This is a genomic window from Asticcacaulis sp. YBE204, assembly GCF_000495855.1.
GTDB lineage: Bacteria > Pseudomonadota > Alphaproteobacteria > Caulobacterales > Caulobacteraceae > Asticcacaulis.
The window spans coordinates 67664-90248 of the sequence record NZ_AWGF01000010.1; the positions used below are offsets into that span (position 1 = coordinate 67664).

A 22585-nucleotide genomic window follows, 5' to 3' on the forward strand; every position below is an offset into this window, starting at 1 on the left:
ACTGTGCGACACCAAACAGGGCGCGCCGCAAATCTGCGCGAACCTGCCTGCCACGGCGTAAACGTAACACTGGACTAAGGCTGCTGTTCGCAAGCCTAGCGTACGATCGAAGTCGTTGCGAAGGCTGAAATAGCTGCATTATAGTCCTCAAACCGTTCCAGGAATCCCATATGATTGGCGTCCTCAACCTTCAGCAAGCTACCGCGAGGGGCAATGGACGCAATGGTTTCGCTGGCCTCTACTTTGGTGACGAGATCGACCTTGCCGCCGATGGCGAGGACCGGCACGGTGGAACCTGCAAGGGCCTCAGTGGCATCCCAGTGGAACATGGACAGGTTGCCAAGCGCCTGTGCACCGGGCGAATTACGGGTGCTAAGGAGGGCTGTGTGTTCGAGCTGGCTGTGCGTGACGCTCGATCCGAAGCCGATCCGGTTGGCCAGGTGCGACATACCGTTAAAATAACTCTGCCAGCCGCTTAGCCACGCCAGTGGCGTCAGCCAGCGCGTGATCATCATCATCGGCTCGATCAACGGCTTTTGCAGCGCCAGAACGAGTTTCGAGAGGATCATGGTCTTAAGCGGGTTGGTATAGCTTGTGTTGAGCAGGACGACACCGGCGACGCGAGCCTCGAAAAACTCGGGATAATCGCGCGCCAGGGTCTGGGTCGTCATCCCGCCGATGCTATGGCTGACCAAGATGACCTTGTCGTAGGACACCTGTTCGATCAGGTGTTTCAGATTGGCGGCAAAGGCCGGCAGGTTGACACCGTCCTCACCCGGTTTCGACATGCCCATGCCGGGCAAGTCCCAAGTTACGACATTAAAGGCGGAAGATAGGTCTTGCTTGGCATAGCCCCAGATGGTGCTGTCCAAACCCCATCCATGCGTCAGAATAAGGGTAGGCAAGGTTTTCGACCCGTGCGATTCTACATAGAGCGAAGCGCCATTGACGCCTGCCATCTGACGGCTATTTTTTCGTTCTGTATCGAGCACCCGGCGGTCGCGTTTCGACAACAGCGGCTTGACGATCATTCCGCCGACTACAGACCAGAGCAGCAGGACCGCAGCGGTCCAGAGCTGCCAGTCTTCCCGTACCCGGATCAGGTCACCGTCGACGCTACGTAAAAGGTCGCCCTCGTACCAGGACCACCCGAGATAGATCAGGGCGGCCAATAGGGCCCAGGACAATAGCGACGTGAAGAAACGCGCGAATAAAATGAGAGGCATCATATATCCTGAGAATAGACCTATGCGGCCAGCGCCGCTGAGGCACGGGGACGCAACAGATGCAAAAAGTGCCCCTGCTGAAGGAACCTAACGGTTTGGAGGAGGGCGAGAGGATCGTGCATCATGCTGTCGTGCGACGTCGGCAGGACGATGTGGTCCGTCATCTGAGCGATCTTTGTGCGTCCAACGCTGATCTTGCCGTCATGGGGCGGCGGTACGAAGAACAGCGGAAGCAAGTCGAAAGAGACGCAACCGGCGATGATGCCGACCTCATAGTCGACATGGTGAGGGAGGTGCGTGGCAAAGCCATCCGATCCAGTGCCTGATTGCCGGGCGGCGGGCCCGTAGAGCCAGCTGAACAGCGGGTTTCGACGAAAGACCTCCAGGGTTTCGCTACCGTGGAGGCCGGGAGCCTGCATGACCACCCTTCCCAGATTGTCGAGACGACGGCCCTGCAAAAAGGCGTGGAGGAGTACGCCACCCAGCGAATGCGTGACAAAATGCAATTTCGACCCGTCAGCCGCCAAGGCGTTGATCTGGGGTGCGATGTGGTCTGCGATCAGGTTTTCCATCGGCAATAGCGTCGATGGATAGGTCACCTGTGCAACCTCATAGCCAGCCGTAGCCACCGCAGCCGCAATAAAACGCATATGATACGGCGTTTCGGCAAGGCCGTGAATCAATATTGCTTTATCCGCCACGATTTACCCCATTATCTATTGAATAAGCTCTTCATAATGAAGGTTATATAAAGACGACATACCGATATCAGAAGTCATCGGAGAAAACGGGAAATAAATAACCGATGTGATTATTGTATTTTGATCTGCCTCCATCTTGACCCTTTAAGCTGCCTGTGACCCCTTTTGCGCCATAATCTGGAAATGCAGGGGGTCCCATGCCAAAGTCAAAATCCACAAATTCCGATGTTGTTGCGAGTGAATCAGTGCTTGAAACCGTCGGCGCCGGTGGCGAAACCCATCAGCAGGCGTCAGGCGGCTCATCTGTCCTGACGACTGATCAGGGCATGCCCGTCTCCGATAATCAGAACTCGCTGCGTGTGGGCTTGCGTGGGCCGATGGCCATGGAAGATCAGGTCTATCGCGAGAAGATGTTTCACTTCGACCATGAGCGCATCCCGGAACGGGTCGTTCATGCGCGTGGCTATGGCGCTCACGGCTTTTTCGAGACCTATGACAGCCTGGCCGATGTGACATCGGCGGACCTGTTTCAACGCGCCGGCGAAAAAACCCCGGTCTTCACGCGCTTCTCGACGGTCGCCGGCAATAAGGGCTCGTTCGATCTCGCGCGTGATGTCCGTGGCTTTGCGGTCAAGTTCTACACTCAGGAAGGCAACTGGGATCTGGTCGGCAACAACATCCCGGTCTTCTTCATTCAGGACCCGATCAAGTTTCCCGACCTGGTGCACGCCGCCAAACAGGAACCAGATCGCGACTTTCCGCAAGCTCAGACCGCTCACGACAATTTCTGGGACTTCATCTCACTGATGCCAGAGTCCATGCACATGATAATGTGGACCATGTCGGACCGGGCTATCCCGCGCGGCTTCCGCTTCATGGAAGGCTTCGGCGTCCATACCTTCCGCATGGTTGATGCCGAGGGCAAGTCGACCTTCGTCAAGTTCCACTGGCGGCCCAAGCTCGGTATGCAGTCCGTCGTGTGGAACGAAGCCGTCAAGATCAACGGCGCCGATCCCGACTTCCACCGCCGCGACCTGTGGAACGCCATCTCGAAGGGCGAGTTTCCGGAATGGGAGCTGGGGCTGCAACTGTTCGACGAAGACTTCGCCAACAGTTTTGCCTTCGACGTGCTGGATTCGACCAAGCTCATCCCCGAAGAACTGGTGCCGCTGCGCATTGTCGGGCGTCTGGTCCTCGACCGCCTGCCGGATAACTTCTTCGCCGAGACTGAGCAGGTCGCCTTCTGCACGCAGAACATCGTCCCAGGCCTCGACTTCAGCAACGATCCTTTGCTGCAAGGGCGGAATTTTTCCTATCTCGACACCCAGATCAAGCGTCTGGGCGGTCCGAACTTTACGCACCTGCCGATCAATGCGCCGAAGTGCCCCTTCGCGCACTTCCAGCAGGACGGCCACATGGCCTATCATAACCCCAAGGGTCGCGTGAACTACGAACCCAATTCGTGGACGCCGGCGCTGGGCGCCGAGCCCGGGCCGCGCGAAACGCCGATGGGCTTCAAGACCTTCCCCGAAGACGCGTCGGGTGCAAAGCTCCGCATCCGTCCGGACAGCTTCGCCGACCACTACAGTCAGGCGCGGCAGTTCTATCTCAGCCAGACCCTGATCGAGCAGGGTCACATCCAGAACGCCCTCATCTTCGAACTTAGCCGCGTCGAACGCCCGGACATCCGCCTGCGCATCGTCTCACACCTGCTTAATATCGACGCCGAACTGGCCACCCAGGTCGCCAGCGGCCTGGGCATCGCCGAGCTTCCGGCGCCCGCCCCGTCGGCGGTTGCGCCGAATATGGACCTGCCCCTGTCCGACGCCCTGAGCATCCAGAAGAAAAACCCGAAGGTCCTGACGGGTCGCAAGTTCGGAATCTTCGTCACGGATGGCGCCGATGCGAGCCTCGTCAACGGCCTGAGCGCTGCGGCGATCAAGGCCGGGGCGGCGGTCGAATATATCGCCCCCGTCATCGGCGGCGTCGAACTGAGCGACGGCACGTGGCTGGCCGCCCAGTACAAGATCGACGGCGGCCCTTCGGTCCTGTTCGATTTCGTGGCGGTCATCGCTTCGGCCAATGGAGCAGCAAGAGCGGCCAAGGTCCCGGCGGCCAGAGATTTCGTGTCGGACGCCTTCGGGCACTTCAAGTTCCTCGCCTATTCGCCGGAGGTCAAACCGCTGCTGGTCAAGGCCGGGATCGTCGAAGACCTCGACGAGGCCTGTGTGGAGCTGTCCTCGGCCAAGGCGGTCAAGGCCTTTGTCGAGGCCTGTAAGGACATCCGCCACTGGACGCGCGAAGCCGGGCTGATGGAGGCCATGAACGGCGGCACGCCCTGATGGGCGCATCTGTTGTCTGCGGGCGTATTGAAATTCGATCAGGCGGATGCGGACCTGATCGGCACTGACGACATGCCGTGGTCAGCGCACAAGTCGCACACTTGAAGGAGCGAATATGAGCTACGAGCAAAATCAATCGCAGAGCCAGACTCCCTTTGAGGAGAACAAGCTTACACCGCAAGCAAGTCCTGTGGATGGCGAAACCGAAACCACGCCCTCGGCCGACCCGCTCGCTGACATTGCGACGAACGGCGAAGATCAGCCGGTCGGTACTGATCCTGCGGACATCGATGTCGAAGATGAGGAAGACGACGTCGACGTCGACAGCGAGGACGACCTCGAAGAGGAATAAACTTTGCCTCGGTGGCGAAGACCCCGCTGATAGTTTTCTGACGCGTTAGACCTGTAGCCCGAATATTTTTTTGCACGAGGTCACCATAATTTTCCGTCCCCCACAACTAATGGAGCTCAACATGCCTAAGATCAAAACCCTCGAAGAAGCCTTTGTCCACGAACTGTCGGACATCTACAGCGCCGAAAAGCAACTGACCAAGGCCCTGCCGAAGCTGGCCAAAGCATCGACCAACGCCGACCTCGCTGCGGGTTTCACCACCCATCTCGAAGAGACGCAAGGCCAGATCGAGCGCATCGACCAGATCGTCGAAGGCCTCGGCATTAAGCTGAAGCGCATCAAGTGCCTGGCCATGGAAGGCCTTGTCGCCGAAGGTGCTGAGACCATCGAAGAGATCGAAAAGGGACCGGTGCGCGACGTCATGTTGATTGCTGGCGCACAGAAGGTCGAGCACTATGAGATCGCCTCCTACGGTGCTCTGATCGCCATCGCTGACCAGCTTGGCTATAAGGATGCCTCGAAGCTCCTCGCCGAGACGCTGGCGGAAGAAAAGGCCACCGACGAAAAGCTGAACGGTCTGGCCATCTCCGACGTCAACAAGGCCGCCCTGTCGGCCGCTGCCGAAGTCGAACCGGCGGAGTAATAGACTTGTAGACGAGGCCCTGCATCGATCGGGGCCTCGTTTCACTTATTAGGAGCGCACTATGGCCAAAACTGATGATTTACCCGCGCCAAACGGAGGCGGCAGCGAAGACAACGGCAATGTCCACGTCGATCTGAAAAAAGAATGGAAGAAGCGACCCGGCCAGTATCCTGAAGCCGGCAAACAACTGGGCGCGCATGATACGGGCCGCAAGCCCGTTTGAGGGCAGTTCGACCTAGACTAACGCCCCTTTAGGCCCTTGAATATCCATAGACACCCGATGTCGCCAGGATGTGCCAACGTCCAGAACGGCGAGCGGTGTTTGGTGATTAATTCGGGCGCGACACTTTCTCGTTATACGCTGCCATATAATCCACCACGCCGGGGTCTTTCAGATGAGCCTTTTCGTAGAGAGATCTCAATTCCTCGATCGCCTCATCTCGGTTGAGCGCTTGATCGTCGATATGACCTAGAACGGCCGTGACATAGACCTGTACGGGATCCTCCAAAGCCGTCGAATCCACACCCGCATTGCGACACGCAACCTTGAAGGCGGCGACGAGTTCAATCGCGGCAAGCGCCTTCGATTGAGTTCCGGCAAGGTAGGATTCGATACTGCGGGTGATGCGTTCCAAGGCTTGTTTCATGAGCGCTTTTTATCGCTTTATCCAGCCTTTGAACAGCTCCTATGTTTCACAAGCGCCAAATTGAAAGTAGCTTTTAGGCAGTATCAGGGACGCGCGTCACGCTTCATTTACCCATTCAGACGTAAGCTTACGGTTCATCCTCAGTCGACAGTCATATATGATCAGGCAAGTCGTTTATCGTAGTGAATACAGCCGACGGCACGGCGGTATAATCTCCACCGTGTCATCCATTTTGGCAGCCTCCCGGCAGAACAACCTTCGCGACGGAATTACGGGATATCTTATTTTTGATAAAACGCACTTCATGCAGATTCTGGAAGGTGAGGCAGAGGACGTGCGCGCATCGTTTATGCGTATCCAGAATGATCCGCGGCACAACGATATTGTGGTGCTGTATGAAGGCACGACATCCCATCGTGCGTTCGCTGATTGGTCGATGGGAGGCACCGCCCGATCGCCCGAGCTGGAACATATTTTCGAACAGCACGGGATCGTTGGTTCCCTGAAGGCAGCCGATGTCGGAGACACGTTCATCGCTCTGGCACATGACGTTGCATTGTGGGAACAGAAGCGGGAAATGATCCGAGGCTTATCTACCCGATAAAGTGTGCCAGAAACTGGCGCACTATAAGATGTACGAGAATTCTGAAATAGGTTTTGAAAACGGGCTATATCAGGTCTGATGGCGCATCGCCGTGCGAGCGCCATCAGATCTAGTTAGAAGGGTTGACACCCTGATTAAAATAATATCGGGTTTGACTATTCACGGGCCTTGGTTGACACGCCCGAGGCTGATCCCGGCTTCGCCATGTCGGCGTGCATTTTCGCCTTGACGGATTCAGGCAGGAGGTCGTTGCCCATATTCATCGCCTTGGTTTTGAAAGAGCCGGCGATGATCTGGTCTTTCCCGGCCATCAGGGCGTCAAAACCCTGACGGGCGACTATGGCGGGATCGTCTTTTTCAGACACAGCGGCCTTGGTATCGTCCATACCCGCACGATGGAAGAAATTGGTATCTGTCGGGCCAGGCATCAGCGCGGTGACGGAAATGCCGTATTCTTTTAGTTCGTAGTGCAGCGCCTCGGCGAACGAATGGACGAACGCCTTCGAGGCATTGTAGACGGCCGAATAACTGCCCGGCAGAGTCGCGGCAATTGAGGCCGTGAACAGGATTTTGCCCCCGTGGCGATCCTGTTTCATGCCTTGAACAATGTGCTTGGCCAGATGCACGGTGGAAATAACATTGAGCTTAATGACGTCCAGTTCTGCCATAAGTTCCGTCTCGGCGAACTTGCCGCCATGGCCAATACCGGCATTTAGGGCCGCTGCCGCCAGGGGGCGCTCCTGCGCGCCGATCTGTTCCAGCAGGGCGTGGACACCCTGAAATTCCGTCAGGTCCGCCCGCACGGGAAACACGTTGCCACCAAACGCTCGCAGCCCATTGGCAGCCGACAGAATTTCGTCGGTCTCTGAAACGATGATGAGATCGTAGCCTTCTTTGGCGAAGACAGCAGCTAGTTCGTAGCCGATGCCGGACGAGGCGCCGGTGACAAGCGCAAGTTCGCGGGAATTGGTCGTTTCCATAATGATGTTCCTTTAGGGGGTGAGGACAACCTTGATGCAGCCGTCGGCTTTGTCGCGGAAGGTTTTGTAGAGGTCGGGCGCGTCGTCGAGCTTGGCGCGGTGGGTGATGATGAAAGACGGGTCGATCTCGCCCTTTTCGATCTTTTCAAGCAGAACAGGCATGTATCGGTGGACATGCGTCTGCCCGGTCTTGAGTGTCAGACCCTTGTTCACGAATGCGCCGAACGGGATGCCATCGAGCGTTCCAGCGTAGACACCCGGCATCGAGATCGTGCCGCAACAACGGCAGGACATGAAAGTCTCTCGCACCACATGCGGCCGGTCCGAGGCCAATTTCAACGCCTGCTTGACCTTGTCGATGGTCGCATCCACCGACCCATGTCCTGAGGCTTCCGTGCCGACAGCGTCGATGCAGCGGTCCGGACCGCGACCGCCGGTAAGTTCATTCAGCTTGTCGTAGACTCCGTTCGGTTCGTTGGAGAAATCGAGCGTTTCCGTCCGTCCATCGGCAGCGGCGAGCGCCAGCCGCTCCGGCACTTCATCAATGGCGATCACCCGCGCCGCGCCAAACATCCATGCCGACTTAATGGCGAACTGCCCGACCGGTCCGCAGCCCCAAATGGCGACCACGTCGCCGGGTTCTATTTCTGCGTTCTCGGCCGCCATATACCCCGTGGGGAAAATGTCGCTGAGAAACAGAACCTGTTCGTCGGAGAGGTGATCTGGAACCTTGAACGGTCCAATATCGGCATAGGGAACACGAACATATTCTGCTTGCCCGCCTGAAAACCCGCCCAGCATGTGGGAATAGCCGAAGAGTCCCGAGGGCGAATGGCCCATGGCTTTCGCGGCCATCTCGGCGTTGGGGTTTGAGCGTTCGCAGCACGACGTGAAGCCCTTTTTGCAGAAGAAGCATTCACCGCAAGCAATGGTAAAGGGGACGACCACCCGGTCGCCGATGTTGAGATTGTGAACCGCCGAGCCCTTCTCAACGACAATCCCCATGAATTCATGGCCGAGGATGTCACCCGATTTCATGGAGGGCATGACACCGCCATACAAGTGCAGGTCTGAACCGCAAATGGCGGTGGACGTCACCTTGATGATGGCGTCGCGCGGATCAAGAATGACGGGATCGGGAACGGTATCGACGCGGACATCACCCACGCCGTGCCAGCAGAGCGCCTTCATGGTCAAACTCCTTATTTGAAATGGTGCATAAAAAAAGTGCCGCCACGGGCGGTAACCCACACTATGCGATGCAAGGTAAGGAAGGTGCACCTGACGTAAATCGGCCTGTCAATTACTTGCAAGGGTCGGCATTATGCTCTCTTTGCATTGACCTTAAAAGATGTGGAGGGTGGCGGAAAAAATCTGCTTCGAATCATACAGTGTGGGCTGCTGTAGAGGATCAATAATGGGTCTATTTCTATTAAGAGAGTTCGAACTATCCAATTTTGCCATCCGCCGCTCGTAGTCCTGAGCCAATTCGGATAAGTAATATTGCACCCTGCGTTCTTCAGATATCAGTTAAAACAGAAAATCGAAGAGCAGTTTGACGTTCAGCGCTACAATGACAGTCGCGACGATCCAGGCCAGCCACTTTACCGCATTAGGTATCGCGAACTGCCCCATCTTGCTGCGATCGCTGACGAAAGCCACCAGCGGAATGACGGCGAAAGGCAACTGCATCGACAGGATGACCTGACTGAGAACGAGCAGGTGCGCCGTCCCCGACTTGCCGTAAAGCGCGGTAACGACCACGACCGGGATGATGGCCAGCCCTCGCGTCAGCAACCGCCGCGCCCAGTGCGGCAGCCGCCAGCGCATGAAGCCTTCCATGACGATCTGCCCGGCTAAGGTCGCGGTGACGGTCGAGTTCAGACCCGAGGCCAGCAGGGCGACGGCGAACAGGGTGGACGCGATCCCTAATCCCAGCAGAGGGGACATCAACTGATAGGCCTGTTCGATTTCTGCGACGCCGGTATGACCCTTACCATGGAACACTGCGGCAGCGAGGATCAGGATGGCGGCATTTATGAACAGGGCCAGCATCAGGGCCACAGTGGAGTCGATCGTCGCCCATTTGATCGCATCGCGCTTGCCGGAATCGGTGCGCTCGAAGGCACGGGTCTGGACGATGGAAGAATGCAGATAGAGATTATGCGGCATCACGGTCGCCCCCAGAATGCCGATGGTGACGAACAGCATGGCAGGATTGGTAACAACCTCGGCCTTGGGGATGAAGCCGCCCAGAACGGCCATCACCGGCGGCGAGGCCACGACGATCTGGATCAGGAAGCAGACGGCGATGACGCCCAGCAAGGCGACGACAAAGGCTTCGAGATAACGAAAGCCCTTTTGCATCAGGAACAGGATCAGGAAGGCATCCAGTGCCGTAATGATCGCCCCGGCCACCAGCGGGATGCCGAACAGTAAGTTGAGCGCGATGGCCGTGCCGATGACTTCGGCCAGATCGCAGGCGATGATGGCCAGTTCACACAGAATCCACAGCCCCGTGCGCACCACGGGCGGATAGGAGTCGTGGCAGGCCTGCGCCAGATCGCGACCCGTGGCGATCCCCAGCCGTGCGGCCAGAGCCTGCAGCAGGATGGCCATCAGGTTGGACAGCAGGATGACCGACAAGAGCGTGTAGCCGAACTGCGACCCGCCGGTCAGGTCGGTCGCCCAGTTGCCGGGGTCCATATAGCCGACGCTGACCATATAGCCGGGCCCGACAAAGGCCAGCAGCTTTCGCCACCAGACACCCTGCGACGGCACACTGACCGAGGCATTGACCTCAGCCAGGCTTTCACGCGTTGTGCTATGGGCATCGGCGTGTTTCCAGGCGTCGGGCGAGGTATCTTCCGGAGGGGTCATCTGTGTTTGGCTCTAACGGCTACAGCGACCAGCACGGATGTCGACAATAGGATACTGCTCACCAATCCGCCAATCGCCAGAAGGCCGCCGGGTGTGACCCTGACGGAGGCGTGGAAAGACACCTTCCCACAACGGAACAATGCCTTTGCGGTCTGGAAATTTCGGGGTCGCCGGTGGCTTGGCATTTCCGTCACGCCACGTTCCTAGATTTGGCAATTAGAAGCGTGGCATCAGCCGGGACATCGTAGTCGTGAAAATCCTTGTCACTGTCGCGGGCGGCGATCTCGATCTCCGTCTGGGCGAGTGTCACCGTGACCTTGGGCAGGACGCGGCGCGCCTTTCGCATCAGGCGTAGACGGCCCGCCTGTCCGGTCGGACCCTGAAGCTTGACGCGCAGGTCGCCGTCGTCCGTCGCCGTTACCTCCGTCGGAAAGTCGCAGAACAGGCGGAACGGTTTGTCGCCGCAAATGTTGAAGGCGCGCGTGGCAAAGATGAACGCACCACCCGCACCGTAAATTTCCTGCCCCACCTGTCCGGCGGGTTGCCCGTCGCCGTACAGGTCTTCAAGGGGGAACGACAGGGTGCGGTCGTTATAACCGTTGCGGATATCGTCTTTGGCGATGGCCTCTTCCGGCAGGGCGTCGGGATAGAAGTACCAGGTCAGATCCTGCGCGAAGCGACGGTACTCGCACAGCAGCAGCTTGGCCGCAGGCGGGATATCGTCATAGCCCAGCCGCAGGAATTCGTCGAAGGCGGCGAAGGTCTCGAAACACTCATAGGCCGCCATATAGGGCGCATCGTGCAGGCAGGTAACGCCGAAGAAGTTGGTATAGTACTGCGCGTGCTCGTTCTGGGAATCCCACAGCTCGCAATTGTGCAAAAAGCTGGCGATAAAGACAAAACTCTGGTCGAGATAGCCCGATTGTCGGTCCATCAGCCACAGTTTGAGACAGGCCACCGCCCCCCAGGCCGTCAGATTGGTCTGGTAGGCAAGATTGAACCGATTACCCTCCAGCGCCTTCAGGGCGGCTTTCGCCTCGTTCAGATAGGTCTCGTCGCCGGTGATCTCAAAGGCCAGCAGCATGACATAGGCATAGAGCCCGCCGGCATCGGTCTGACCGCGGCCCTGCGGGCTGCGTTCTTCGGTGATGACCGAAAAATCGGTGATGTTGAACTGGATCGGCCAGACATAGCCGAAATGCTGCGCCGATCTGACGGTGTAGCCGAGCGAGTCGCGGAACAGCTTTTCAGCCTTTTTGTCGCCTGCCTGCGCCAGTCGCGCCAAGTTCATCAGCGGGTGGAACAGATACCAGGAATCGACCGCATCGGCGTCTTTGTCGTCGCCGACATTGGGCAGGTAGCGTCGGATCGTGCCGAGCTCTTTATCGAAAAAGCGGCCCAGCCCCTCCGAAAGTTCGGTCGATAAGGGCTCGACAATGCCCTGCGTGAGCTCCCATTCGCGTAAGGATGCCAGCACCGATAACTGTACCATGGAATCGGGGTATTCCGCGTCGGTATAGGCGTGCAGATAAGTGTGGCCGTAATGCTCGATACGCGCCTGCGGGGCGTCGGTCAGGTCTTTGATCGTGCGCTGCGACCGCTCGATCCAGTCGTGGAACCCGACCTCGGGCTTGTCGAGGTGCGGGTAGATTTCCGCCAGCATCTCGACGAAATACCGCGCGCTCTGCATCTCGTCGGGCGCGCAGTCGGGCCGAAAAGCCAGAAGGGCGTCCGACACCACGATCTCTTCGCCCGCCGTGAGCGGATATTCCGGCGGCGCATAGCCCATCGGCGAGGTCGGCGGCTGATAGCCGAGCGACGGCCAGCGCCCGCCTACCACGCCGTCCGGCTTGGTTTTGGTCGCCTTGAAGTAGGGATTAAGCGCCGTCAGATTCTGAACATAGAGTACCGGGCCGAAGCCGGGGTCCTTGACGCAGAAATAGCAGAGGCCGCCATTGACGCCGCGTTGCGCCGCCTCGACCTCGCCGATGGCCGTCGTCGGATCGTCCTGTGCATCGAGGACATAGAGGTCGCGCGGCCAGAAGGCGAGCAGCAGATCGGCCACGGGCTTCAGGCTGACCTTGACGCGCAACACCTTGTCGTCGAGCACGGCGATCTCGATCGTCCACGTCCCTGCACTGGCGGTCACCTCAAGCACCGCGCGCGCGTCGGACGTGTCATTTACCTTGAGGACATAGGGGCCCGGCCACGGATTGGTGCGCAGGACGATGCCGCCCTTGTCCTTCCGGCGTGCGATGACCCAGATCGTGTCCCGCCCGGGGCACAGGTCGATGGTGACGCCGCCGATCCGGATAGTATGGATCGATTTGGGTTTTTCACTCAGATCGGTTTTCACCGACAAGGTCTCGGACGATAAGCCCGGCACGTTCGGTGCCGGTTTGGAGTGTCTGGTCATGGATATCTTTTTAAAAAAGGAAAATGGCTAAGACATTGCTTTTTTCCGCACATACTGGCGGTCAAAATCGTGTCGATATCCGGTGACGGCGGGGCGTAAGAAGTCGTCAGGGGCACGCTTAGCGCCAGCACCAGTCCGATGACATAGCGACGCCGGACCCGTGCGGCTTCCATCGTCACTGCTCTGCCTGCAAGAGAGGCTCGACCCGCAGTACCGTAATGTCAGTGCGAGCCGACCGCGTCAGGGCGAAAGCGATGGTGTCGGCCAACTCCTCGGCATAAAGCATTTCATTTTTGGCAATGGCCTCACGCTGTTCTTCGGGGCTTTTTTCCTGCATGTCGGCGCCGACCGAGCCAGGCTCGACGAGCGTGACTTTGATGTTATGCGCCATCACTTCTTTGCGCAGAGTCTTGGCATAGGTCGCGATGCCGGCTTTTGTTGCGGCATATACGCTGGTCCCCGGGATATTGAATTCGGCAGCGATGGATCCGACAAAAACGATGTGCCCCCCGCCCGTTCTTTTCATGCGGTGAATGGCTTCTCTTGCACAGGCGATGTACCCCTGAAAATTGGTGTCAGCGGCGCGGCGCCATTCTTCGTCGGATGAATCCTGTGCGCCTCCAACGGCCAGTCCGGCATTGTTGATCAGAACGTCAAGACCCCCAAGGTGGGTATCTACCGCCGTGAAGGCGTTCGCTACGCCTTCACGTGTCGAAACGTCGGCCGTCAGACCATAAATTTCTACATCAGGATTGGTGGCAAGGGCATGGGCCAGTGAGTCCTGAAGTTCAGGTTGGTGACGGCCAAACGTAACAATCCGCGCGCCATGCTCGGCAAGGAGTGCCACGGTTGCGCGACCAATGCCCGTCGTACCGCCCGTAACGAGAATACGCTTGCCAGCAAGTGATGTGATTTCGACTGCCACAGTATGCTCTCCGTTCTTCGCCTAAGTCGGGTAACCCTGACATTTGAGAACATCAAAAGGAAATGTGGTTCGTCCTGAAGTCTAGTTATTGCATGAAGTTAAGGTGACAGAAGTCGAGCGAATACTTGCCGCAGCCTTTAAGCTACGGATTATCCTCATGGGGCATATCGACCGGTTTAGACTCCGGCGAGCCATGCTGACGAAGCCATATCGATAGAATAACGATACTGGCAATCGCAAGAAATTCGCTTTGCCAGTTTTGAAATGACTCAAACCAGAAGGTTGGGCCGCCGAGAAACGTTACGAAGGTATCCGCCGGATGTCCTTTCAAGATCGCTTCTTCGACCTGATTCTTGTAGCTGCCGTAGAGGTGAAAGACGAAGCAAAAGAGGAACAATGCGAGGAAGGCCAGAGCGAGCGACTGCTTATAAAGCGCCAAGACCCAACCGCCTCTTCGAACAGGCCATGGCGCGCGCGGGTGCGCCTTGGGCTCGGCATCGACATCCGATTTGCCTTCCACGGGTTTTGACTCTGACGACCCTTGTTGTCGCAGCCAAACCGTGGCGAAAACATAGAGGCACATCTGAAAGAATTCACTTTCCCAGTTTTCAAAGGTGACCTCCAGAAAATTGCCCGTTGCGAGGTAGGCGGAGAATCCCAATGCCGTTGCCGACTCTTCTGCCCGCATTTCATTGTAAACCTGCCAGCCGGTTACCGCCTGAGCCGCCCAAAATAGCAGGAAAAACCCCAAAACAAATATTGAGAGGCCGTTTCGTTGGAAAAAAGAGGGTTTACGGCGCATCAATGGAATCCTTTGCATTCGGACTCCAGTTGCCTCCTTCGTCCCTAAAAAGTCGATGAGTTCCTCAGTCAGTTGATTGGCTTTAATTCCGTAAACCGACGTAGTCCGAAAATTTCACGACTGGGGCGTTTTCTACACCATGCGAGGGGGGGGCAGGGGAGATCAGATCCCGGAAAAATGCAGCAACCTGACGCGGTTCGAAGGGCTTTGGAATGAAGTCGTTCATGCCGGCATCGAGACATAGCTGCCGATCTTCACTTCGCACATGCGCGGTCACCCCGATGATAAGGGTGGGGTCTTGTCCCGTCTCGGATTCCCTGCGGCGAATACGGCGCGTGGCCTCCAGGCCATCCATTCCCGGCATCTGAACGTCCATCAGGATGATATCGAAGTGCGTATCCGATGTCGCCCGTACCGCATCGATACCGCTTTCTGCCGTCATGATTTCGTAGCCGAGATCTTCGAGTATGCTTTCCAGCACCATGACATTAGGTGCATAATCGTCGACAATGAGAAACTGGCAGTGGGCACGGTGCGCGACCGGCGCCAAGGGCCGGTTGCGGGGGCTTCGCGCCATGGGCAGTCGAACCACGAAGGTCGATCCCTGGCCGGGCGTACTGGTCACACACACCGTGCCGCCAAGGGATTCGACAAGCGCTCGAGTGATCGATAGTCCGAGCCCAGACCCACCATATTTGCGTGTCATGGAACTATCGGCCTGCGTAAACTTATCGAAGATTGCCTCGATCTTGTCAGTCGGGATGCCGATACCCGTGTCCGTCACGTCGATTGACACGCCATCGACGTCGGCGAGGGTACTGACTGAGATGAGGACCGTACCCTGTTCGGTGAACTTGACCGCGTTACCGACCAGATTGGTAAGCACCTGTTGCAGTCTGAATTCATCACTTTCCCAGAGATCGCCGACAGTAGGATCGAACTGGACCGATAGTCCGATGCCTTTGTCGTGAGCGCGTGGCTGCAACATATCGACCGTTTTTCTTATGCTGCCTGGCAAATCGAACTCCTGAAGCTGAATATCGATCTGCCCCTGGTCGATCTTCGCGAAGTCCAGCAGGTCATTGATCAGCGTCAGCAGATTTGCGGCGCTGTCGGACAACAGCCGCATGGCTTTTATCTCTTTGGGTGTCAGCGCGGCCGACTTTGACACAATGTGCGATAGCCCAATGATGGCATTCATCGGCGTGCGTAGCTCATGGCTCATATTGGCCATGAATTCGTCTCTTCGCCGATTGGCTTCAGCCAGTTGACTTTGGGTTTGTCTTTGTTCCGTCACGTCGCGGGCAATTTTCGAAGCACCGATTATTGTTCCGTTTGAATCGCGCACGGGCGAAACGGTGATCGATACATTGATGAGGGTTCCGGCTTTGGTGAGACGCACTGTCTCGAAATGTTCAAGCCGTTCTCCTGCCTTCACTTTGGCAATGATGGTGGCTTCTTCGCTGTGATATTGGGGTGGGATAATCAGGGTGATGTGGCTGCCGATCGCCTCATCCGCCGTATGTCCGAAAATCGTCTCCGCGCCTCGGTTCCAGGACGTGATTATCCCGTCGAGCGTCTTGCTCACAATCGCGTCTTCGGAGGAATCTACGATGGCGGCCAGATGCGCCGCTGCGCGTTCGGTTAGCTTCGCCTGTGTAATATCTTTGCCGATCTTTGAAACCCCGACGATTACCCCCTCATCGTTCCGTATTGGCGAGACGGTGAGGGACATGTCGACAAGACTCCCATCCTTACGTCGGCGTACGGTCTCGAAATGATCGATGCTTTCACCATTCCTAACCTTACCGAGGATCACATATTCTTCGTCAAGGCGGTCAGGCGGGATGATGAGTCCGATATGATTACCGATGGCTTCCTCAACGGTGTAGCCGAACAGGCGCTGCGCAGCCCCGTTCCATGATCTGATAACACCGTCCAGGCTCTTGCTTATGATGACGTCATCGGACGAATTAACAATGGCTGCCAGCCAGTTACGTGCGTCGGAAATATGGGGCGTTATATCTTGGGACATCTGTTACTCTAAGCTTCCGTGACTCGATCAGCGAGCGTCGAAATTGTTACGTACTCGGTATTCATTTGGTGAGCCTAAAGAATAACCCAACATGGTTAAGATTAAGGCGTAACCCTACATGGCGGCCTACTTTGGCGAGTCTGAACCCGACGAAGCGGACGCCGGCCCCAGAGACGCACCCGTAGTCGTCAATTCCAGCTTTTGGGGCACAGTGCCGACATCGATACCTTCCTTGTAGAAACGCTGTAGCAGATCGATCAGTATTGAGCTTCGAGCGCCGTAAGCATCGCGCGGACCGGCCACGTGCGCAAAGCAGTTGAACCGTACCCGTCCGTCGGCAATGCCATCGATGAAAACTGACGGTTCCGGCTCAGCCAGCACCCGGCTGTCGTTTTGAAACGCCGCGAGAACCATGCCGCGGATCGGGGTGATATCGAGCCCGATCGGCACCGAGAATTCAATTTGGATGCGACCCAGCGGGTTGGCGTGGGTCTTGTTGAGCACCGACTTGGTAATGAGTTCGGAGTTAGGCACGATCAGCGTCGAGTGGTCGCCCAGTTCGATCTCGGTCGATCGCACATTGATGCGTCGGACATCGCCTTCATCATTGCCGACGCGAATGAGATCGCCGATCTTGACGGGACGCTCGGCCAGCAGGATCAGACCCGACACGAAATTTTGGGTAATGGCCTGTAGCCCGAACCCGATACCTACCGACAGGGCGGACAACAGCAACGCAATGCGCTCGACCCCGATCCCCAGCGATGCCAGGGTCCACAAGATAACAAGGAGGAAGGCTGCATACCGCGTGATGAGACTGATAGAATTGCGTGCGCCGGCGTCGAAGGCCGTGCGCGGGAGATATTTGTTTTCCAGCCAGGATTGCAACAACCGAACCACGGCCACGCCGACCATGAACACCAGAAGTGCTCGCCCGATTGCGCCCGGAGACAGCGTAAATTCCCCGATCGTAATGCCGTCCGCCAAGCCGCGAATATTGTCGACAATGGCTTCAAAGCCGGTGCCGAAGGGGAACAGCAGGGCCGCCACCGCAATCAGGGTCAGGCTGATGCGTAGGAGTGCCGAAAGAACAATGCCGGCTTGATCGACCAGACCGCTGCGGACGCCCAGGCCCGACACGAGCAGACGTCCGATCCGCCCCGACGAACAAAACATATTGGTCATCAGATCGTCGGCAAACAGGCAGGTCAGATAGTAGGTGGCGCCGATGATCAGGGCCCAGGACACTATTCGTACGGTGAAAAGCCCGAGTGCGACGTACCCCGCCAGCATGGCGAACAGGCTGATAAGGATCACGAGCCAGGCGACGATTCGCAGCAGGGACAGGGCGGTCTGATGCAGGTCCCTGGCCTCGACCTGTGCCGCCAGCCTCAGGCGGGCCAGCGTGACCAGCATGCCGGCGAACAGCACGACCTGACAGGAGACGATGAACATTTGCATCAAGCTCATGGCCGGCGCGCTGGCTGACATGGCAACGCTGACGCTTTGGAGCACCATATAGAGCAGGGACAAGCCTGCCAGAAGCCACGTCCAGCGTCGGAGGCCGCCAGCCAGATCATCCTCGATTGGCAGTAATCGCCACGATTTCTGACCCCGCATCAACACGGCGCCTGCCAGACTGGTCAGATAGGCACTGATGCCCACCCCGGAGGAGAACGCATCGATGATCGGCTCCCAGCGCGGATGAATCAAACTCGCCCAGCGCAGCGATGTCGTCAGAACCCAGACGGCAATGATCGCAAGACCGGTTTCGACCACCAGTCGCCACAGGGCATAGGCCGACCGGCGTATTCGACCTTCGGGGGCCACTTTCAACAAAAGCGTTTGACCCAGCCGTCGGCTGAGGAGGCGCAAGGGAATCTCTATAGTCAGAGCGGCCAGAAAGCCCGCCAGGCCGATCCAAGATTTCGGGCCTCTCAGGCTGACGGCTAGTGTGCGCAACTCGGCATCGATGAGCCGAGACAGACGCCCGATATCGCCGCCGGCATGATTGGCAAACTCAACCCAGAATCGCGGTAGCAGTGGTGACTGTACGCGTTGGGCGACTTCCGTCGAGATCTGTTCGGCGCGGCTCGCCTTCATTCGGTCGGCCAGTTGCTGCGCCTCCACCGCCACCAGTCGGCCTCGCTTGATCGCCGCCTCCAGCATCCCCCGCCGTTGGGTCAGGTCCTGCCGCTGAGCCAGAATGTCAGGGGGCTCGCCCTCGCCGGGCTTGGGACCTAGCTGCGCTTCGCGCTCGCTGACCAGTTCAAGCTCTTTCTGCATGGTCTCCACAGCATCGAGCGCCGTGCTACGGGCACCGGAGACGCGCAAACGCAACTGATTGAGTTCGTCCTCCGCCAGTTGGTCGTTGAACGCCGCATCGACCGAACGCAGCTCCTCTGCGGCGGTGGCGACGGTCGTGACGTAGTCCGCCGGTGGCGCGTCCTGCCCGCGGCTGATGGTGGGCACGAGACTACTGGCAAGCACCAGCAGCCAGAAAGTGGATAATAGCCGAAATAAACGAAGGTGAGCGGGCATTTTTTATCAGACGGCGGAAATAACCAGCTTACGGTAGCGACAGTTTCATAAAAAAGAGATGTGCCGGACCACTTGGATCTTGAGACCGGGCGCGCGTCCGATTAGCGAAAAACGCCGTGCACAATTCACTAAATATCGTCCAGCATCGACCTGATCTTCGCCGCTAGTTCGTCGAGGGAAAAGGGCTTACCAATGAGCTCCACGCCTGGGTCTAAAACGCCATTGTGGACGACGGCATTTCGCGTATAGCCCGTCGTATAAAGGACCTTGAGATCAGGGCGAATGACACGCGCCTGATCTGCCAGTTTGCGCCCATTGACCTCCGGCATGACGATGTCGGTGAACAGTAGGGAAATTTCCGGTTCGGCCTCGATATAGGCAAGCGCATCTGCGGCATTACTGGCAGAAATTACGCGATAGCCGAGCTCCGTGATCGCATCGACGGAAAACTGCCGGACAGCGTCCTCATCATCAACGACCAGTATCAGTTCCTTGAGGTCGCCCCGCAGAAGGGCCTGGGAATCTTCCTTGGCACTTAAGGCAACGTCGTCGGCATGATGACGAGGCAGATAGATTTTTATTGTCGTGCCTTGCCCAGCCTCTGAGTAAATACGGACATGGCCACCAGACTGCTTCACGAAGCCATAAACCTGGCTGAGGCCAAGGCCAGTCCCTTTACCCACGGGCTTGGTCGTGAAGAAGGGATCGAAAGCCTTGGCCATGATTTCCGGTGGCATGCCTGTACCCGTATCGCTGACCGCGATCATCACGTACTGGCCCGGTTCGACGCCCGGTTCTGAGACAACATAGCGCTCGTCTATATGTGCGTTCTGGGTCTCGATCGTTACCTTCCCGCCATCGGGCATGGCATCACGGGCGTTGACGGCCAGGTTGAGGATGACGTTTTCCAGTTGATTGGGATCGACATTGACGCTCCACAACCCGGCGCCATGAACGGTCTCCACGCGTACCGCGCCGCCGAGGGCATGCGACAGAAGTTCCGACATACCACTCACCAGGCGATTCACATTGACGGTTTCGGGTTGAAGGGGCTGTTGCCGCGAAAACGCCAGTAAACGCTGTGTCAGGGTTGCGGCGCGTTTTGCGCTATCCAGCGCGGACTTAACGAAATGGCGGGCCCGCGGGTCGTCGACGACGCGCCGGTTGAGCAGTTCGAGTGAACCCATCACGACAGCGAGCATATTGTTGAAGTCGTGCGCAATGCCACCTGTTAATTGCCCCACAGCCTCCATCTTCTGAGCCTGACGCAGGTGGGCTTCCGCATCGGCCAGGCGCTGTTGTTCCTCCAGCCGGTCGGTTACGTCGTAAACGAACTGGTAGGCGCCGATGATGCTGCCCGCCTTATCCTTCAGGGGCGTAAGGTTCATTTCGTAGAAGCGACAGCCGTATTCCGGATGGGGGAACTCCACGACGGACGTAAACCGCTCACCCGCGAAGGCGCGCGCCCACAGGGCCCGCCCGCCTTCCAGAAGCTGGGGACGGTTCTTGAGCGCTTCCAGCATGTTCGCACCGATGCGCGGGCGAATGCCGACGACCTTTTCGAATTCATTGGCGCTGGAACGATTGACGCCAAGCCAGTTATAGTCGAGATCGACCACCTGTATCATGGCATCGGTCGTTTCGACGATGTCGGCGAGAAGGGCTTTTTCTTCTAAAGCCGCCTCGACGCGACGCTCAAGATTTGCGTTCAGTTCACGTAACGCGTTGTCGCTACGGATGCGTTCGGTCGCCGTCCGAGTCCGCGCGGCGACCTCCTGGATGAAGTCCACTTCGTCTTCGCTCCAGTGGCGCACGTGGTCATGGTTCACGAATAGAAGTGCGACCAAATGGCCGCGCTCGATAACAGGCACGTTGACGAGCGAGCGCGCCCCCGCCTCAGACCAGCGCTCAGCGACGGCACGACTGCGATCATCGGCGTACACATCGTGAATATGGACAATCTCGCCCGCCTTCAGACAGGCGATGAACGAATCGTACCCCGCAAAATACAGCGTTCCCTCAAGGGACCGGACGCCGGTGCTTACCCAGTCACGCGCAATCGTCAACGTGGTGACCTGCGAGTCTACTGAGCCAAAGCCCACTCGACTCGCGCCTAACGTCTCTCCAATGATTTTTGCCGCCGTGTATTCCACCTCATCCGGCGTTTCGATCTGGCGAATAGCATCGGTGAGATCAATAAGTGCGTCGCGACGGCAGTCAGCATTTTTCTTTTCGGTAATGTCGATCGCGGTTCCGACAACCCGGACCGCGCGTCCGTTCGTGTCGAAGATAGCCTTGCCCTTGGCTGCAACCCAACGCACCTGATTATCCGAGGCACCGATGGCGCGATATTCAACATCGTAAGGCGCCCGAATGTCAGGGTTCAGCGCAGCTTCGAACGCCGCTTTGGTGGCGTCAAGATCCAACGGATGGAGGCGAGGATAGAAATCACCCATGCCGACTTCCGCATCGGCCGACAGGCCGAACATAGCTTTCACGCGCGGCGTCCAGTATCGCCGACCGGCGACGAGGTCTATATCCCAGAGCCCGATATCAGCACCCTCGGTGGCCAGCCTGAGCTGTTCTTCGCTATGGCGTAGAGCCGCTTCGGCGTTATAGCGGTCTGTAACGTCGCTACCCTCGACGAAGATGCCGGTGATCTGTCCTTCGGCTTCCTTGATAGGCTGATAGACGAAATCGAGGACTCGGGTCTCGGCCGGCAGCCCCTGCGCTCTGCTTAAATCGATGCGGGTGCCCAGCGCCTTATAGGGCTGGCCTGTGCGCAGCACCTCATCGAGCAGGCCAATAAATCCCTGCCCGACCGTTTCCGGCAGAGCCTCTGCTACGGGCTTGCCAAGAATGTCGCGGTTTCCAATCAAGGTCATATAGGCGGGATTGGCATACTCAAAAACATGATTTGGCCCGGTCAACCACGTCATGAAGTTTGGCGATTGATCGAATAACGCTGCCAGTCGCGCCCCGCTTAAACGGGCTTTTTGCTCCGCCGCCACCATTTCAGTCGTTTCGGAACAGACCACGAGAACACCGCCTATGCCGTTAGGCGCGGTTTCGTCATCGATTGGGCTGTAGCTATAGGTCCAGTATACATCGTCGCGCTGGCCGTTTCGCGTTATGGGGACGAGGGCATTTTCAAACCAGGTTGGCGGACCACCATCCAGAACCTGCCGTATCTGGGGGCCTATGATATCCCAGATCTCCGCCCAAACCTCATGGCCCGGCTGGCCAAGCGATGCCGGATGCCGCTCGGTGCCAATTGATCGACGGTAGGCGTCGTTGTACAGGCACGCGCTTTCGGGTCCCCAAAATATATACATCGCGTGGCCGGAATTGAGCATCAGCCTGACTGTGGTCCGCAAGGCCTGGGACCAGCTTTCCGGCGGACCGAGAAGCGTGGAGTGCCAGTCCTTTGTTCGCAAGAGCTCGGCCATCTCCCCTGAGGCAGCGAGAAACGGCAAGGCAGAGGCAGTCGG

17 protein-coding genes are annotated in these 22585 nt (G+C 57.7%); 5 read left to right on the plus strand and 12 right to left on the minus strand.

Going from position 1 to position 22585, the window contains the following annotated elements; translation table 11 throughout:
* Positions 1-95: 95 nt before the first annotated feature.
* Together AEYBE204_RS32320 and AEYBE204_RS32325 are read right to left on the minus strand one after the other, a co-directional pair.
* Positions 96-1172: an alpha/beta fold hydrolase gene (locus AEYBE204_RS32320; RefSeq protein WP_162148411.1), complete on the minus strand. Its 1077-nt coding sequence runs from the start codon at positions 1170-1172 to the stop codon at positions 96-98.
* Between the two features lie 74 nt (positions 1173-1246).
* On the minus strand, positions 1247-1927 hold the full coding sequence (locus AEYBE204_RS32325) for a triacylglycerol lipase (protein WP_023462712.1): 681 nt from the start codon (positions 1925-1927) through the stop codon (positions 1247-1249).
* A gap of 197 nt (positions 1928-2124) precedes the next feature.
* Between AEYBE204_RS32325 and AEYBE204_RS32330 the strand changes: the two genes are divergently transcribed.
* From AEYBE204_RS32330 to AEYBE204_RS40735, 4 genes are all read left to right on the plus strand, one after another.
* Entirely contained in the window at positions 2125-4269 is a 2145-nt protein-coding gene (locus AEYBE204_RS32330) for a catalase (protein ID WP_031230848.1), read from the plus strand.
* Between the two features lie 115 nt (positions 4270-4384).
* Positions 4385-4621, plus strand: a complete 237-nt coding sequence (locus AEYBE204_RS40365; protein WP_023462714.1) for a hypothetical protein — start codon at positions 4385-4387, stop codon at positions 4619-4621.
* 121 nt (positions 4622-4742) lie between these two features.
* The gene (locus AEYBE204_RS32335) at positions 4743-5264 is read left to right on the plus strand and encodes a ferritin-like domain-containing protein (RefSeq protein ID WP_031230850.1); all 522 of its coding nucleotides are present in this window, start codon (positions 4743-4745) and stop codon (positions 5262-5264) included.
* A 61-nt stretch (positions 5265-5325) separates the two neighbouring features.
* Entirely contained in the window at positions 5326-5487 is a 162-nt protein-coding gene (locus AEYBE204_RS40735) for a hypothetical protein (RefSeq protein ID WP_023462716.1), read from the plus strand.
* A 106-nt stretch (positions 5488-5593) separates the two neighbouring features.
* Here AEYBE204_RS40735 and AEYBE204_RS32340 read toward each other — a convergent pair whose 3' ends face one another.
* Positions 5594-5911 (minus strand): hypothetical protein, encoded by a 318-nt coding sequence (locus AEYBE204_RS32340; RefSeq protein WP_023462717.1) that lies wholly within the window; start codon positions 5909-5911, stop codon positions 5594-5596.
* 157 nt (positions 5912-6068) lie between these two features.
* On the opposite strand from AEYBE204_RS32340, the gene AEYBE204_RS32345 reads away from it, so the two are divergent.
* Entirely contained in the window at positions 6069-6515 is a 447-nt protein-coding gene (locus tag AEYBE204_RS32345; RefSeq protein ID WP_023462718.1) for a BLUF domain-containing protein, read from the plus strand.
* Between the two features lie 155 nt (positions 6516-6670).
* On the opposite strand, the gene AEYBE204_RS32350 is transcribed toward AEYBE204_RS32345, so the two are convergent.
* The 9 genes from AEYBE204_RS32350 to AEYBE204_RS32390 form a co-directional block, all read right to left on the minus strand.
* A complete protein-coding gene (locus tag AEYBE204_RS32350; protein WP_023462719.1) occupies positions 6671-7495 on the minus strand; it encodes an SDR family oxidoreductase in 825 nt (274 codons plus the stop codon).
* Positions 7496-7507: 12 nt separating this feature from the next.
* Positions 7508-8686: a zinc-dependent alcohol dehydrogenase gene (locus AEYBE204_RS32355; protein ID WP_023462720.1), complete on the minus strand. Its 1179-nt coding sequence runs from the start codon at positions 8684-8686 to the stop codon at positions 7508-7510.
* 339 nt (positions 8687-9025) lie between these two features.
* Complete coding sequence (locus tag AEYBE204_RS32360) at positions 9026-10375, minus strand: Nramp family divalent metal transporter (protein ID WP_023462721.1); 1350 nt, start codon at positions 10373-10375, stop codon at positions 9026-9028.
* A gap of 190 nt (positions 10376-10565) precedes the next feature.
* Positions 10566-12791 carry a hypothetical protein gene (locus AEYBE204_RS32365; protein ID WP_023462722.1) on the minus strand — a complete coding sequence of 742 codons (2226 nt, stop codon included), beginning with the start codon at positions 12789-12791 and terminating at the stop codon, positions 10566-10568.
* Positions 12792-12966: 175 nt separating this feature from the next.
* The gene (locus tag AEYBE204_RS32370; RefSeq protein ID WP_023462723.1) at positions 12967-13716 is read right to left on the minus strand and encodes an SDR family oxidoreductase; all 750 of its coding nucleotides are present in this window, start codon (positions 13714-13716) and stop codon (positions 12967-12969) included.
* A gap of 142 nt (positions 13717-13858) precedes the next feature.
* Positions 13859-14518 carry a DUF6766 family protein gene (locus AEYBE204_RS32375; RefSeq protein ID WP_023462724.1) on the minus strand — a complete coding sequence of 220 codons (660 nt, stop codon included), beginning with the start codon at positions 14516-14518 and terminating at the stop codon, positions 13859-13861.
* Positions 14519-14600: 82 nt separating this feature from the next.
* The gene (locus AEYBE204_RS32380; protein WP_023462725.1) at positions 14601-16553 is read right to left on the minus strand and encodes a PAS domain-containing hybrid sensor histidine kinase/response regulator; all 1953 of its coding nucleotides are present in this window, start codon (positions 16551-16553) and stop codon (positions 14601-14603) included.
* A gap of 126 nt (positions 16554-16679) precedes the next feature.
* On the minus strand, positions 16680-19094 hold the full coding sequence (locus tag AEYBE204_RS32385) for a DUF3772 domain-containing protein (protein WP_031230855.1): 2415 nt from the start codon (positions 19092-19094) through the stop codon (positions 16680-16682).
* Positions 19095-19222: 128 nt separating this feature from the next.
* On the minus strand, positions 19223-22543 hold the full coding sequence (locus tag AEYBE204_RS32390) for a PAS domain-containing protein (protein WP_035442081.1): 3321 nt from the start codon (positions 22541-22543) through the stop codon (positions 19223-19225).
* Positions 22544-22585: the final 42 nt, after the last annotated feature.